The sequence below is a fragment of the Senegalia massiliensis genome (genome assembly GCF_900626135.1).
Taxonomy (GTDB): domain Bacteria; phylum Bacillota; class Clostridia; order Tissierellales; family SIT17; genus Anaeromonas; species Anaeromonas massiliensis.
This window is the reverse complement of sequence record NZ_LR130785.1, coordinates 780,187-796,087: the sequence shown is the minus strand read 5'-3', so window position 1 is coordinate 796,087 and position 15,901 is coordinate 780,187. Positions and strand designations below refer to the sequence as shown.

At 28.6% G+C, this 15,901-nt stretch carries 16 protein-coding genes and 1 riboswitch; all 16 genes read right to left on the bottom strand.

What is annotated here, in order from left to right:
* Positions 1 to 32: 32 nt before the first annotated feature.
* A complete protein-coding gene (locus E0D94_RS03890; RefSeq protein ID WP_130805992.1) occupies positions 33 to 755 on the bottom strand; it encodes a YIP1 family protein in 723 nt (240 codons plus the stop codon).
* A 14-nt stretch (positions 756 to 769) separates the two neighbouring features.
* Positions 770 to 1,222 (bottom strand): ribosomal protein S18-alanine N-acetyltransferase, encoded by a 453-nt coding sequence (gene rimI, locus E0D94_RS03885; protein WP_130805991.1) that lies wholly within the window; start codon positions 1,220 to 1,222, stop codon positions 770 to 772.
* Complete coding sequence (gene tsaB, locus E0D94_RS03880) at positions 1,215 to 1,928, bottom strand: tRNA (adenosine(37)-N6)-threonylcarbamoyltransferase complex dimerization subunit type 1 TsaB (protein ID WP_130805990.1); 714 nt, start codon at positions 1,926 to 1,928, stop codon at positions 1,215 to 1,217. The genes rimI and tsaB overlap by 8 nt, the downstream gene beginning before the upstream one ends.
* Complete coding sequence (gene tsaE / locus E0D94_RS03875; protein ID WP_130805989.1) at positions 1,897 to 2,385, bottom strand: tRNA (adenosine(37)-N6)-threonylcarbamoyltransferase complex ATPase subunit type 1 TsaE; 489 nt, start codon at positions 2,383 to 2,385, stop codon at positions 1,897 to 1,899. The genes tsaB and tsaE overlap by 32 nt, the downstream gene beginning before the upstream one ends.
* An 88-nt stretch (positions 2,386 to 2,473) precedes the next feature.
* Positions 2,474 to 3,076, bottom strand: a complete 603-nt coding sequence (locus tag E0D94_RS03870) for an ECF transporter S component (RefSeq protein ID WP_130805988.1) — start codon at positions 3,074 to 3,076, stop codon at positions 2,474 to 2,476.
* A 97-nt stretch (positions 3,077 to 3,173) separates the two neighbouring features.
* Positions 3,174 to 3,295: riboswitch (FMN riboswitch) on the bottom strand.
* A 52-nt stretch (positions 3,296 to 3,347) separates the two neighbouring features.
* Positions 3,348 to 4,583 (bottom strand): MFS transporter, encoded by a 1,236-nt coding sequence (locus tag E0D94_RS03865; RefSeq protein ID WP_242620474.1) that lies wholly within the window; start codon positions 4,581 to 4,583, stop codon positions 3,348 to 3,350.
* Between the two features lie 100 nt (positions 4,584 to 4,683).
* Positions 4,684 to 5,496: a metal ABC transporter permease gene (locus tag E0D94_RS03860; RefSeq protein WP_130805986.1), complete on the bottom strand. Its 813-nt coding sequence runs from the start codon at positions 5,494 to 5,496 to the stop codon at positions 4,684 to 4,686.
* Positions 5,493 to 6,251: a metal ABC transporter ATP-binding protein gene (locus E0D94_RS03855; RefSeq protein ID WP_130805985.1), complete on the bottom strand. Its 759-nt coding sequence runs from the start codon at positions 6,249 to 6,251 to the stop codon at positions 5,493 to 5,495. Before E0D94_RS03855 ends, E0D94_RS03860 begins: the two co-directional genes overlap by 4 nt.
* Before the next feature lie 67 nt (positions 6,252 to 6,318).
* Positions 6,319 to 7,272 carry a Gfo/Idh/MocA family protein gene (locus E0D94_RS03850; RefSeq protein WP_130805984.1) on the bottom strand — a complete coding sequence of 318 codons (954 nt, stop codon included), beginning with the start codon at positions 7,270 to 7,272 and terminating at the stop codon, positions 6,319 to 6,321.
* 103 nt (positions 7,273 to 7,375) lie between these two features.
* Complete coding sequence (locus E0D94_RS03845) at positions 7,376 to 8,734, bottom strand: N-acyl-D-amino-acid deacylase family protein (protein ID WP_130805983.1); 1,359 nt, start codon at positions 8,732 to 8,734, stop codon at positions 7,376 to 7,378.
* Positions 8,735 to 8,760: 26 nt separating this feature from the next.
* Positions 8,761 to 10,173 carry a YfcC family protein gene (locus tag E0D94_RS03840; RefSeq protein WP_130805982.1) on the bottom strand — a complete coding sequence of 471 codons (1,413 nt, stop codon included), beginning with the start codon at positions 10,171 to 10,173 and terminating at the stop codon, positions 8,761 to 8,763.
* Positions 10,174 to 10,192: 19 nt separating this feature from the next.
* Positions 10,193 to 11,395, bottom strand: coding sequence for a M20 family metallopeptidase (locus E0D94_RS03835; protein ID WP_130805981.1), 1,203 nt, complete (start codon positions 11,393 to 11,395; stop codon positions 10,193 to 10,195).
* 116 nt (positions 11,396 to 11,511) lie between these two features.
* Entirely contained in the window at positions 11,512 to 12,267 is a 756-nt protein-coding gene (locus E0D94_RS03830; protein WP_165442854.1) for an IclR family transcriptional regulator, read from the bottom strand.
* Positions 12,260 to 13,504 (bottom strand): M20 family metallo-hydrolase, encoded by a 1,245-nt coding sequence (locus E0D94_RS03825; protein WP_130805979.1) that lies wholly within the window; start codon positions 13,502 to 13,504, stop codon positions 12,260 to 12,262. Before E0D94_RS03825 ends, E0D94_RS03830 begins: the two co-directional genes overlap by 8 nt.
* 32 nt (positions 13,505 to 13,536) lie before the next feature.
* Positions 13,537 to 14,697, bottom strand: a complete 1,161-nt coding sequence (locus E0D94_RS03820; protein ID WP_130805978.1) for a M20 family metallopeptidase — start codon at positions 14,695 to 14,697, stop codon at positions 13,537 to 13,539.
* 115 nt (positions 14,698 to 14,812) lie between these two features.
* Positions 14,813 to 15,886: an ornithine racemase Orr gene (orr, locus tag E0D94_RS03815; protein ID WP_130805977.1), complete on the bottom strand. Its 1,074-nt coding sequence runs from the start codon at positions 15,884 to 15,886 to the stop codon at positions 14,813 to 14,815.
* Between the last annotated feature and the right edge of the window lie 15 nt (positions 15,887 to 15,901).

Sequence of the window (15,901 nt, the reverse complement as noted above, 5' to 3'; positions counted from 1 at the left end):
AGTTATATCTTTAGTATAACTATTTTAGAAAATTATATTCCAAGATTTAAACCACCACTTGTTAAAACATACACTCCTGCATAAAATATAACCCAAAAAATCCAAGGGATAAGTACTGGTAATATTGCCTTTTTATATGAAATTTCAAATATATATTTTGTACCAATAAATGATAATACAAGATACCATATTATAAAAACATCTATACTTAAAGCTATTCCAAAAAATAGAGATCCTTCTAATGATGCAGGTAATATTTGGGCTAAATTAAATTTAAAAACATCAAAATTTGTGAAATATACTATTGTTCTGGCAATTAATGTTCCAAGAACTATAGGTATATATGAATAACTAGTTACAAGCATACCTTCTTTTGTATCTCCATCTCCTCCTACAAGTACAGAAAGTCCTGTTATCATAAATGCCTTGAAACCAATTACAACTAAAGGCATTACTCCAGCTAAAGCAATTGTCATATATTTATAAATTTCTAATTGAGAGTCATTTGGAATAGGTTGACCACTTTGTTTTGCACTATCTATCATGCTGCTTATAAAATCAGTAGAACTTATTTCAATAAATGCTGCTAAAAATGAAATTACTAATATAATTATTATAGGTAATTTTAAATTTGGATAAAATTTTATACTTTTAAACAATTCTATTGGATTTGTAAATACATCTTTTATCTTTTCTTTCATTGTAAGTTCCCGTGCATCACTATAATCTATAAATTCATTAAAATTATCACTCATAAAAAACACTCCTTTTAAAATAAAACTTCTTTCCACATAATAATTGCATCTTCATTTGTATCAGAATAATATCCAGGTCTAATTCCCACTTCTATAAAATCATTGTTTTTATATAATTTTATAGCAGGATAATTAGATTTTCTAACTTCAAGTGTCATCCTTTTTATCATCATTTCTTTAGAAATCTCTACAAGGCCATTTAATAATTTATTGCCTATACCCTCTCCCCTATATTCAGGATGAACTGCAATGTTTGTAATATGAGCTTCATCAAGTATAAGCCACATTCCTCCATAACCAACTATTTTATCATCACCTTTAGCGACTATATATCTTGCAAGTTTATTTTCTTTTATCTCTTTTATAAAGGATTCTTTTGACCATGGAGTTGAAAATGACATATTTTCTAATTCTAATATATTATCAATATCTCTATATTCCATATTTCTAATTACTATATTATTCATCTTTTTTCTTCATCTTCTCATCATATTGTCTTTCTGCTTGAGATTTTCTTAAATATTCAGGAACTAATAATTTATAATCTATATCTTCACCATTTTTAACTTTTCTAAATGCAAGTTCTGCTACTGATGATGCCCTTGGCATTCTTGTAGAATTAGTTGAAAATATTATTCTATCACCTAATTTACTTTTCAATATGCTACCATATTTAGATTCTACATCTCCATTTATAATGATATTTTCATCTCTTTTTTCAAGTATTTCTATTATATTTTCTAATTCTAAAACATCTTGTTCCATACAAATATTAAATTTACCATCTACCCATTTATATATTCCAGTATATACTCTATCACGTCTAGCATCCATCATGGGAACTATAATTCCATCTGCAAATGGTATATTAAATGCTAAAGCATCAATTGTTGGTATGCCTACTGTCTTTTTATCATGAGCATGTGTCATTGCCTTAATACTTGCTAATCCTATTCTAAGTCCAGTAAAAGATCCTGGACCTATTCCTGCTGCATATATATCAATATCTTCTGGTTTTAGACCTAAATTATCCATTAGTGTCTTTATACTAGGCATTAATTTCACCGAATGAGTCATATTGTCATTTATTATATATTCACCTAGTAAAGTTTCATCATCCATTACTGCACATGTTGCTACCCTAGAGGAACTTTCTATTGCTAGTATTTTCATGTTTTTTCAACTCCTCAATTAATTCTTTATATCTTTCACCTATCAAGTTTATATTAAACTTTCTTTTATTGTCTTCTTCTAATCTTTCTATATTTATTTCTACTCTATCTTCTGGAAGTATCTCCTTTATAATAGATGACCATTCAATTATATTTACACTTTCTGAATCCATATATTCATCATAACCTATATCATACATCTCATCTACATCTGATATTCTATAAACATCAAAATGATTTACATGTACTTTCCCCTCATATTCATTTACTATGGTAAATGTAGGACTTGTTACATATTCATCTACTCCTAAACCCTTTACAATGGATTTAGTAAGTGTAGTTTTTCCTGCACCTAAATCACCATCTAAACAAATAACATCTCCTGAGTTTAATAAACTACCTATTAATTTTCCTAATTTTTCTGTTTGCTCTGTACTTTCTGTAATTATTCTTATCATATTTAATCTTTTCCTTTCCTAATCCTACTATGTATTATATAATTATTGCCCATTATATACAAGAAAAAACCAAAGCAAATAGCTTTGGTTATTTATGAAGTAACGGTGATATTCTCTTATATAATGGTATAGTTATAGCGGAAATTAGTATACCTTTTACAATATTAAAAGGTGTTATTGCAAATATAACAAGTGTCTCTACATCTTTTACAAATCCATTAAGGGCAGATCCCATTTCTACAAAACTACTTATTGGTAATCCATATAGTTTTGAATAAAAAGGTAATAAGAAAAAGTAGTTTGCAATAGCTGCTACAATAGTCATAACAATAGTTCCTGCTAATAACCCAACTATAGCAGATTTAAAGCTTTTTCCCTTTTCGTAAATTATTCCTGCAGTAAATACAAATAAACTACCTACTATAAAATTAGCAAGTTCTCCTACAGCTGCTGTAGTGGTACCTTCAAGTGCAAGATTTAAAACATTTTTAAGTAGTTCAATAACAACTCCTGTCATTGGTCCTAAAGCAAATGCACCTATCAAAGCTGGTATATCACTAAAATCAATCTTTAAAAATGGTGGAGCAAACCATAATGGTACCTCTATAAACATAATTAAAAATGCTAATACTGATAATACTGCTGTTTTTGTAAGATATCTTGTATTTACTTTCTTTTTAGTTGCCAACATTTAACTTACCTCCTGTATTAGTTTCTTCAGGTAGATAATATAAGCCCTTGGAAAACTCCAAGGGCTTTAAATTCTACATAATTAAGTATGTATCATACTTAATCCTCTTCCATCCAGACTTTACTGTCGGTCTTGGAGTTTCACCAAGTCAACCATATTTTCATATGGGTCGCGGACTTTACCGCCGGTCGGGAATTTCACCCTGCCCTGAAGATTAACTATTTATTTTTTATTTTTATTAATTTAATTATAATATATAGTTATTAGTTTGTCAATAAATATTCTTACAGTTAGTTTCCTTTATAAATAATATTGATACCATGGATATTATTATAAATATTAAACATACATATAAGCTTAAAGTATAATCATAATTACTTGATTCTAGAACATACCCTATAAGTGGTTGAATAATTGCTGCAAACAAAAACCCTCCCATATTAGCTATGGATGTAGATACGCCTGAATATTTCTCTGGATTAACTTCTTTTACTATTGCCCATGAAAGTATAAATCCAGAAGAAAATAACCCCATAAGAAAAAACAGTATATATAAATAATTTATATCAATATCTACAAATATAAATACTAGCCATATGCATAAATAAATTATAGTTGAAATTATAAACGGTAGTTTTCTTTTCTTTAATTTATCTGAAATATTACCAATAACTAAACTTCCTACCATAAGTCCAATTGTTATCATCATAGTAAATATGGAAGCTTCACTTTTAGAAATATTATATGTATAAATCATATAAGGAACTCCCCATGTCCCCATAAAAGCTATAACTGTACCAAAAATTCCTCCCATAGCAAAAAAACTTGGCCATGTATATGGATTCTTAAATACTGTCTTAATACCACTTCTAATATTTAAATCATCTTTTTCATTAATAATTACAATGGGCTTAAGCCCTACATCTGTAGGAGTATTTCTTACTATGATATATGCAAGTATTGCTATAGCAATGCTTATAAATCCAATTACAGAAAAAGAATTTCTCCATCCAATTGCTGCTACTAACAGCACTAAAGGATATTGAGCAAGCAAAGCTCCACCGTTTCCAATAAAAGATGTAAAACCTGACATCTTTCCAAATTCTGAAGGTTTAAACCACTGTGATAGTACTTTAAGTATTGAAATAAAAACTACAGAAACTCCAAAACCTACTATAAGTCTACCAATGTAAGCCATAGTAATATTTTGAGAAAATCCAAATATAATAGATCCTATACCTGCAAATATAGTTCCTAATGTAACCGTTTTCCTAGCCCCTAAAGTATCAGCTAATATTCCACTTGGTATTTGCATTAACATATATGGATAAAAATACATGGAACCAAAATTTCCAAACTCTACATCTGTTATACTAAACGAATTTATAAGTTCTTCCCTTACAACACCTGCTGCTACTCTATGAAAAAATACTATTACATAAGAAAGAGCAAGTACTCCCCATATAATCCATCTCCTACTATATTCCTTCTCATTTATACTCTCCAAATAAATTCCTCCTTTAAAATATACATCTAATTTTAAGTATATCATACATAATAATACAATTATTAAAAAAATCTTGGAGTATTCTCCAAGATTAATAAGTTTATTTTCTAAAAATTTTTCCCTTAATAATAGCTAATATAAAATATGTTGATGCTGATAAAAGTATTATTGTAGCGCCTGAAGCTATATCAAATGTATATGATATAAATAATCCTGTAATTGTAAATATAATCCCTATTATACTAGAAATTATCATCATATTTTTCAAATCATAAGTAAATAATTTAGCAATGGCAGGTGGTATAGTAAGAAGAGCTATAACAAGTATTATTCCTACTACTTTAAGTAATACTACAATAGTTAAAGCTATCATTACAAATAAAAAGTTCTCCAACAATCTAGTTTTTATTCCCAATACTCTTGAAAACTCTTCATCAAATAAATAAGATTTCCAATAGTTAAATAATAATATAATAGAAGTAACTACTACAATATTTGCTACAATCATTATATTCATAGAAAAATCTGAAACTGTAAGAATATCTCCAAAAAGATAAGATGTCATATCTGGTGGATATCCTTCCATTAAGGATATAAAGAATATACCTAAGGACATTCCTACTGACCAAAATATGCCTATTATAGCATCTGAATTAGTTTTTGCACGTCTATTTATTGTAGATATGGAAAGTGCAGCAATAATTGAAAATAAAAATGCACCTATTATAGGTTCAAATCCCAATAGATACCCAAGACCTATACCTCCAAAAGAAGTGTGGGCTATACCTCCACTCATCATTACAAGTTTCTTTTCTACAATTATAGTACCTATTATTCCACAAACAATACTTGCAAGTATTGCTGCAATAAAAGCATTTGTAAAAAAATCATATTTAAATGCTTCTAATATCATATTTCTTCACCTTCCTCATCATGAACATGAAGCACTCTATGAGGAGTATTTCCATGTGCTATTAATTCTACTGGACAACCATAAACATTTTCTAATGTCCTTTTGCTCAATTTTGTATCCTCACCATGATAATGCATCTTCTTATTTAGACAAGCTACCGTATCTATATAAGAATTAATGACCCCTACATCATGACTTACTACTATTATAGTTTTATCTTCATTTAACTTTTTAAGTAAATTGTATATTTCTGTTTTAGAATTAGCATCTAAACTTGCTGTAGGTTCATCTAATATCATAATTTCAGGTTCCATTATAAGTGCACGAGCAATAAGTACCTTTTGAAGTTGTCCACCTGATAATTGTGATATTTGTCTATTTCTAAATTTATATATGCCAAGGCTATGCATTATTTCCTCAGCCTTTTTAATATCTGTATTTTTAAATCTATGAAGAAATTTAATTTTCCCTTCAAGTTTACCTAAAAGTATAACATCTAATACTTTTATAGGAAATGATCTATCAAAGTTACTAAACTGAGGCACATAACCAATAGGTCGATTATCATTTATTTTTACTTGACCAGTATTTGGTTTTATAAGACCTAAAAGAGATTTTAAAAGAGTAGTTTTCCCTCCACCATTTGGTCCTATTATTCCTAAAAATTCTCCTTTTTTTATGTTTATATTTATATCATCTAAAGCAATTACATTATCATATTTTACAGTAAGATTATTTACTTCTATGATATTCATAAGTTCACCTTCCTTGTTGATTGAAGCCTATCTATTCTATTTTATCACCCTTGTCAATATTTGAGTTTTAATTCCACTCTTTACTAATAGATTCCATTAAACCAATTGTACTAACAGTCATATCACGATTCATTATTGGACTTTCAATTAAATTATTTTTTAAACATTCTTCAATATGTTCTATTTCATATTTTAATTCATATTGGCATGGAAAATTTAACTCTTTTTTATTACCATCATGAAATACTATTACTGCATTTCTAGCTTTCCAATAATTAGGTATCTCTATATATCCTAGTTCACCATATATTAATGCTTTGTTGGTAGTAAGAACATGATAAGATGTTGTACTATTAATCATAATATCATTATTTAATTTCAAGCTTATAGCATATTGAGAATCAGCACCTTTAGGCCCAATTAAACTCATTGCATTTACTTGTAATATTTCTTGTTCAAAAATATATTTACTTAATTCCAAAAAGTAACTTGCATTAGCAAATAATGCTCCTCCTCCAGCTTCTTTTGAATTAACCCAGTTATCAGGTTCAGGTAGATAAGAACTTGTGAAATTTACTAATTTTACTTCTCCAATAACTCCATCTTCAATTATTTTTTTTACTCTATTTGTTATTGGTAAAAATACTGATTTCTGTGCTTCCATTATAAATAGTCCCTTTTCCTTTGCAAAGTCAAATAAATGTTCTGCTTCTTCTTTTTTTAAAGTAAAAGGCTTTTCACATATTACATTTTTATTGTGCTTTAATGCTTCTAAAGCATCATTATAATGATTACCATTTATAGTAGCAATATATACTACATTTACCTCTTTATCTTCATATAATTCTTTATAGCTACCATAATACTTAGGTATTTTAAATTCTTTTGCTTTTTCCTTTGCCCTATTAATATTTCTGGAAGCTATAGCTATTATTTCTCCTTTACCTACTTGTTTTACAGCATTTATAAATCTTGGTACTATTGAAGCTGTACTTATAATTCCATATTTAATATTATCCATTTGAAATTCCCCTTTCACAATTACCTTTTATATACTATATTACCCCATTTATATTGAAAAATTAAAAAAACTGGTTCATTTATGAACCAGCTCTTCTTTATTTTTATTTTCTTATAACTTTTCCAAGTCTGGATTCTTTTATATTATTATCTTCAACTGCTATTTCACCATTTATTATAACATATTCAATACCTTCTGGAGGTACCGTAGGGTTTAAATAATCTGCATTATCTTGAATGTTTTCAGGATTAAATATAACCAAATCTGCATCATAATTTAATTTTATTTCACCTTTATGTTTAAGTCCTAATCTTTTTGCTGGTTTTAATGACATCTTTTTTAAAGCATCTATCATAGTTAACTCTTTTTCTTCCCTTACGTATTTGGACAATATTCTTGGAAATGTGCCAGCTCCCCTTGGATGTCCTTGAGATTTATTATATAACCCATCACTTGCAATACTCATAAAAGGTGATTTAATTGCTTCTATTACTTCTTTTTCATTCATTACAAAAGCTACTACTAACATATTAGGATATTCTTTTCGAACTTTATGAAATAATTCTTGATCACACTTGACACCTTTATATGGTTCTTCAGTAAGTAAAATACTATCATATGATTTATTCCAAAGTTCAAAACATCCTTCATCAAATACGGCTGAACCAATATAAGTACTAAACGCCTCATATGGATAACAATCTGCTTCAATATCAATACCATCATCTATAGCATTTTGTATTACTTCTAAAGTTTCATCCATCATACCGTAAGCTGCACAACTACCTAAATGAGATATTTGCATTGGTATTCCAGTTTTCTTGGAGATATCTATAAGTTCATTAACAGATTCTATAGCATATTTAACATCTTTTCTATAATGAGCTGAAAGTAATACTTCTTTTCCTTTTAAAGGTTCACATAGTTTAACAATTTCATCTAATGTTATTCCCGGTGAATATTCAATTCCAAAAGATAATCCTATTGCACCATAATCTATAGCCTCATTCAATAAAACTTTCATTTCCTCTATTTCTTTATCAGTTGCTTTTCTATACCTATCTTCTATTCCTACTTGTTCTCTTAAATAATTATGTCCTATAAATAAAAGATAGTTTATAGGAGAACCATTTTTATCTACAAAATCATAAAACTCTTTAATTGATTGCTTATTTATTCCACAATTTCCTCCAACACCAGTAGTAACACCCATAAGTAACATTTTATTAGCTATGTCGTAATCATCATTATCAACAGTGTTTCCTATTGTTTCTTCATGCATATGAATATCTATAAATCCGGGAGATACTACCATATTACTTGCATCTATTTCTTTTTTAGCTTGACCAATGTTTTCCTCTATTTTAATTATTTTACCATTAGTTATTCCAATATCTAATACTTTTTTAGAATTGTCATTAAAATCATATATTGTTCCATCTTTTATTTTGATATCAAACATATTTTCATCCCCTATTTATAAATTTATTAAAAAGGACCGTAACCAATAATATTAGCTATTACAACTAGTATTCCTGCAACTAAATACTCTAATAATATTAGTGGCAATATCCATTTTGCCCATTTGTCCCAAGGTACTTTTGCTAAAGCAAGACCTGCCATAAAATAGCCTGAAGTTGGTGTGAAAATATTAGAAATACCATCTCCAAATTGATAAGCAAGTACAGCAGTTTGTCTTGTTACTCCTACTAAATCTGAAAGAGGAGCTAAAATTGGTATAGAAACTGCTGCCTGACCACTACCTGATGGTACTATAAAGTTAAGGAAACATTGGAAAATATACATTCCTAATGCTGCAAGATATGATGGTAGTCCTGATACTAAACTAGCTGTAGAATGTAGTATTGTATCAAGTATTTGTCCTTCTGTAAGTACGACAAGTATAGCTCTTGCAAATCCAACAACTAGAGCTCCTCCTGCTAGATTAGACATACCTTCTATTAGACTTTCTGCAAAGCCATTAAATCCAAGTCCTCCTATAATAGCAACTACTATAGCCATCCCTAAGAAAAGTGCAGAAATTTCTTCTATATACCAACCATAATTTACAACACCAAATACTAATAATCCTATTGTTGCTGCTACTACTAATAAAACTATTTTATGCCTTCCTGTAAAATCCATTAAATTATCTAAATCTAGAGTATCTTCTCTTTTTTGATCTGCTTCATACATTAATGATTTTTTAGGATTTTTCTTAACCCTTCCTGCATACCAAAAAATAAATGAAGTAGCTAATAGATACATCACAATATAGGCCAATATTCTATATCCCATACCAGAAAATAAAGGAATTCCAGCTATACCTTGTGCTACTCCTATAGTAAAAGGATTCATAAATGCTCCTGCAAATCCAGCCCCAGCTCCTGCAAGCACCATTCCTACTCCTGTAAGAGAGTCAAATCCAAGTGCTATTGAAAGTGTTACCATTATAGGTATAAAGGGAAGTGTTTCTTCTGCCATACCAAAAACAGCACCACCTAGTGAAAATACAAACATAATTATAGGTATTATTAGTTTTTCTTTACCTGCCATCATTATAGTTACTTTACCTAATCCTGCTTCTGTAGCTCCTGTTGCTTCTACAACTGCAAATGATCCACCAACTATGAAAATAAAAAATATTATTAATGCCGTTTCAACCATACCTTTTGGTACAGATTTTAACAATCCAAATGGAGTTACTGGTGTTCTTTCAACATTTTCAAATGATTCAGGATCTAATACTTCTCTTCCCTCTTGGTTTTCCACCATATTATATTCACCAGCTGGTACAATATATGTTAGAACACCACAAATTAAAATTATTGTTAATAGTATTACATATACATGTGGTACCTTAAACTTTTTCTTTTTATTATCTAATTTAACATCACTCATTTATATACCCCCTATTTTTTTAACTACAATATTCCAAGGCTATCAATATATATATAACTGTAGCAGGATAAATTTGCTTTTTGTCTATAAATTCCTTGGATGAATGAGCTGATTCCAAATCTCCTGGTGCAAATACAATCGTCTCTATATTTCCATATGATGAAAGTAATCCTCCATCAGTCCATGCTGGGAAATAAGTTAATTTTGTATCTTTATCCATTATTTTATCTGTTATACCTTTAGATATCTTCACTATCTGACTATTTGTATCTGTTTCCATAGCTTCATGAACATAACCATCTCTCATAACACTTTCTTTCATTATTTTCATTTCACATTTAAATTTATCATCTTTTTTAGACATATCATCTAAAATATCTTGATATTCTTTTAACATATCTTGGTAGTTTTCTTTTGGTACCCATCTTCTATCTATTTTGAGTTTGCAATTTCCTGCTACTGTACTTGGCTGAGTTCCACCATTTATAGTTCCATAATTCATAGAAGATGTACCTATTATAGGATGAGCGTTTGAATATATTTTTGGCATAACTTCATCTTCTATCCTCTGTATAAAATTTGTTGCTTTTACTATTGCATTTATACCTTCTTCTTGTTTTCCACCATGAACAGTTTTTCCTACAAAATCAAACTCAATCCATTCTAGTCCTCTATGAGCCACACATATTTCTAGACTTGTAGGCTCTCCAACTATGGCAGCATCTATATCTAAATTTCTTTTAAGTAAATCTATAGTTCCTTCACTACCTTCTTCTTCATCAATTACTCCTGCAAATATTAAATCACCTTTTAATTCAACTTTTGACCTTTTAATTGCTATCATAGAAGCTATCATACATGCTAAAGGTCCTTTCATATCTACAGTACCTCTTCCATATAGTTTATTTTCTTTTTCTATTAACTGACATGCATTTTCCATGTCATATGGAGGTACAGTATCAGTATGTCCTGTTAATAATAAATTCTTTCCAATACCATTTCCCTTGATTTTTGCAATAACATTACATCTTCCATCTACTACTTCTTGAACTTCTGCTTTAATATTTTCAGATTCAAAAATATGTTTAATTCTTTCTGCAACTTTTGTTTCTTGTGATTGAATTCCTGGATAACTTGGTATTTCTACTAATTCTTTGATAATCTTAATAACTTCTTTTTCTGAAATTAATTCCTTAATTTCATCGACATTTTTATTATCCATTAAACTCCCCTTTCTTGTAGTTCATTATATGAACTATCAATTTGTTATATGAACTATTTGTAATAATTATAACATAATTTTCTGAATATTACTATAAAAAAATATATTCCATAAATTTATGGAATATATTTTTCTAATTTTGGTCTATATTTAAATAATATTTCTTTTAATTTTTCTATTTTTTTCATATAGTCATCTGTTTTTAAAAAAGATACAGCTAAACAGGATACAACTTCTCCTTTAGAGTTAAATATAGGAATGCCTACTCCTATTGCATATTTAAAGCTTTCTTCTATGCTAGTTACATAACCATCTTTTTTTATTTTTTCATACTCTTGTAAAATTTCTTGAGTAGTTGTAAGTGTATTTTTAGCTACTTTCTCATATGTTTCTTTCTCCAATATTTTTATTACCTTTTCTCTATCATAATAAGCCATAAGACATTTTCCATAACAACCTCGATTTATAGGATAAAAGATTCCTGGTCTATAGTTCATTTTCATAGGTTGATATAATTCAATTTCATAAAGTGATATTATTTTTTCTCTATCTCTTATAGCTAAACCTACAGATTCTTTTGTTTCAGCAGATATTTCATTTAATATCTCTTCTACTTTATTTTCAAAGTTAAAATTATTTAAATATACACTACCTAATCTATATACTTGAGGACCTAGTCTATACATCTTAGTTAAATTATCTTTTATGACTAAATCATTCTCTAAAAAAATATTTAAAATTCTGTGTATAGTTGTTTTATTTATTTTTAATATATCTGCTAATTCTTGTGCTTTATACTCATATGGTGTATCGCTTAATTTATTAAGTATTAATATAGATTTTTCAATGCTTGATAAATTTTTATTACTCATTATCATCCCTCATTGCTAACTCTACTATAGTATTTAACATCAGTTCAATACCCTTTTCAAAATCTTTAGGCTTAGTAAATTCATCTGGATGGTGGCTTAACCCATTTTCACTAGGTACAAATATTAAAGATGTAGGAGTTATATGAGCCATATTCATTGCATCATGCCCTGCACCACTATTCATTTTTAAGTATTTATATCCCAATTTTTCTGATATATTTTCCATTAGCTTTATATTTTCTTCTGATAAGTCTACTGGAGGCGTATAAAGTGTCTTTATAACTTCAATATCTATATCTAATTCTTTTTTTATTTTTTCAATTTCACTTTTAAAGTCATTATATACATTATTAATGCTTTCTTCTTTAGTAGATCTAATGTCTACTGAAATTTCTACAAAACCAGGTATAACATTAGAAGCATTTGGGGATAACTTTAGTTCACCAACAGTTGCTACTGTGCTTTCACCTATATTTTTTGCTATTTTTTCTATAGAAATTATAAATTTTGATGCTGCAACTAATGCATCTTTTCTATTGTTCATAGGAGTAGTGCCTGCATGTCCTGCTTTTCCTTTGAATTTTATATCATATCTATCTAATCCTACTATTGTTTCTACAAGTCCTATATCTTTGTTATTATTTTGTAAAACAGATCCTTGTTCAATATGAAGTTCTATAAAAGATTTTATGGAATTCTCATCCCTTTTTGCATCTTCTAAATTAGGGGTTAAGCCAAATTCTATCATTGCTTGTCTTAAACTAACTCCTCTTTTGTCTTTAGCCCTATCTAATTCTTCCTCTTTCATTAGTCCTGCCATAGCTCTAGAGTTTGATACTCCAGTACCAAAACGTACTCCTTCTTCATCATTCATTGCAACCATTTCTATTGGATAGAAATTTTCTATATTATTTTCATCCAATACTCTCATGATTTCAATAGCTGCTACTACTCCTAATACTCCATCTAATTTTCCACCATTTATTACACTATCATAATGAGAACCCAACATAATAACTTGTGCATTAGAATTTTTTCCTTCTCTTCTACCAAATAGATTAGAATAACCATCTTCATATATCTCTAAGCCTATTTTTTTCATTTCTTTTTTTATATATTCTCTAGCTTCTTTATCTTCTTTTGTAAAAGAGAGTCTTGTTAATCCATCTCCTGGTGTTGCATTAAATCTAGCTAATTGTTCAATATCATTAACTACTCTACCTAAATTTATTCTCATATTATCATCTCCAATACCATTATATCATTTAATTATTTGTTAGTATTGTTAAATTCTTCTTTTATCTTTTCTAATATCTCTTTATTTTCAATTATTTCTTTTCCAGTTGTAGCTAAAGCTTTTATTGTTTTCTTCATATTTTCATGTGCATAATCTGTAAGTGTAGCATCTCTAAATTCTCTTGTATGACCTGGAACTTCTCTTCCTGTAATATCAAATGTTGGATGAATTGCAGGGCATACTTGACTTACATTTCCTGCATCAATAGAACCAAAGCTTTCTCTAGGCTCATATATTTCTTCTACACCAGTATCTTTTAAGTTTTTTGTATATAGATTTGACAATACATTATTTGTAACCATATTATCATAAGATGCTTCATAATTTGATATCTCAATTTTTGTTCCTGCTGCAAGTGATGCTCCTTTAGCACAGTTTTTAACTTTTTCTACTAATTCAATTAAATATGTTTTAGTAGTAGCTCTTACATAAAATTGTGCTATAGCTAAATCAGGTACAATATTAGCAGCTTCTCCACCCTCTTTTATTATTCCATGAATTCTTGCAGATGGTAAAATATGTTCCCTAAGCGCATTTATATTATTAAAAGTATTTATTGCTGCATCTAATGCATTTACACCTTCATGAGGAGAAGCTGCAGCATGAGCTGTTCTTCCTGTATATTTAAATTGTATAGCTTCCATGGCTAGACTTTTTCCACTTTTTTCATATTTATCTCCTGGGTGAGCTATCATGGCTACATCTATATCCTCAAATGAACCTTTTTCTGCCATTATTACTTTAGCACCACTAGTTTCTTCTGCTGGTGTCCCAAATACTACTACTTTTCCACCAATGTCATCTATGATTTTACTTAATGTAATTCCAGCTCCAGTACTTGTAGTTCCAAGTATATTATGACCACATCCATGACCTATGCCTGGAAGTGCATCATATTCAGCTAAATAACTAATAGTAGCCCCTTCTTTACCACTATCATAAGTAGCCTTAAATGCTGTATCTATATCTAAATAGTTTTCTTCTACATCAAATCCATGTTTTTTTAATATATCTATATGAGCCTTACTAGATTTATATTCTTCATAGCCAAGTTCAGGATTATCATATATATATTTACTCAAATTTTTAAGTTCCTTTTCTAAATCTTTTACTACTTTATCAATATTATTCATTTATAAATTCTCCTTTCGATTTTAAAATTATCATATCACTTATTTTGCCCCATTTAATATTTTTTAAATTAAAAGAACCTTGAATTGAAATCAAAGTCCTTTCTATAATTATTCTTTATTTTAAATAATCTTTATATATAAATTGTGATGTCATAGCTCTTAATATTGCTACATAATTTAGTTCAAATTCTACTGTATCTCCTATATCATAATTATTATTTGTATGAGTTAAATCTAATATAATATGATCACTACTTCCTCCTAATATCTCTATGTTTTCATCTATAGGCTTCATCCAATCTAAATCAATATCTTGTCTTCCTATTGCACATATTGCTCTTATCATATCTCCTTTATCTTCAAATACAGGTACACTACCAAAGGCATCTACTGATGCAGTACCTATGGGTTTTGAAGGTTTCTTTTTAAGTTCTATTATTTCCGTTTTAAGTTTATATGCATCTATAAATGTATCATCTATTCTAGTATCATTTACTTCTACTGTACCTAGCATTAAAACTGTTCCAAATCTTAGTTGATTAACAAAATTAGGCAATCTTCCTTTTTGAATTAAATGTGTACTACTTGAATTTCCTCCTGATATAGTATTAACTTTTATATCAAACTTTTCCTCTATTTTTGTTTTTAGCCTATTTAATTTTTCTAAATTTTCTTCTGTAGGCATTATTCCACCAAAACAAGACAGATTAGTACCAAGTCCTTCAAACTCTACACCTTTTAGTTCTATTATTTGTTCCACTGTTTTTAATGCATCTTCTTCATCAAAAACTCCTTCTCTTAAATCACCAACATCTATCATAAGTATTATTTTATGTTTTTTTCCTATTTTAAGAGACTCTTCAGATAACTTTTTTATAGTTTTAATTTCTGAATTTAAGGATATATCTGAGAATTTTACTACATTAGCCGCATTAGATATCATAGGAAGACGAAGTAACATTTTTTCTGCTTTTATATCCTTTAATCCTTTTAATGCTTCTATTCTAGATTCACCTATTATTTTTATTCCACCATCTATTAATGCATTTGCAACTTCAACTGATCCACAAGTAACCTTATTCACTCCTACTATTTCCACTCCTATGGATTTACAAATATCAACCATTTTCTTTGTATTATGAGTGATTTTTCCTAAATCCACTTCAACTCTTGGATATCTTTTTGTCATTTTATATTCCCCCAA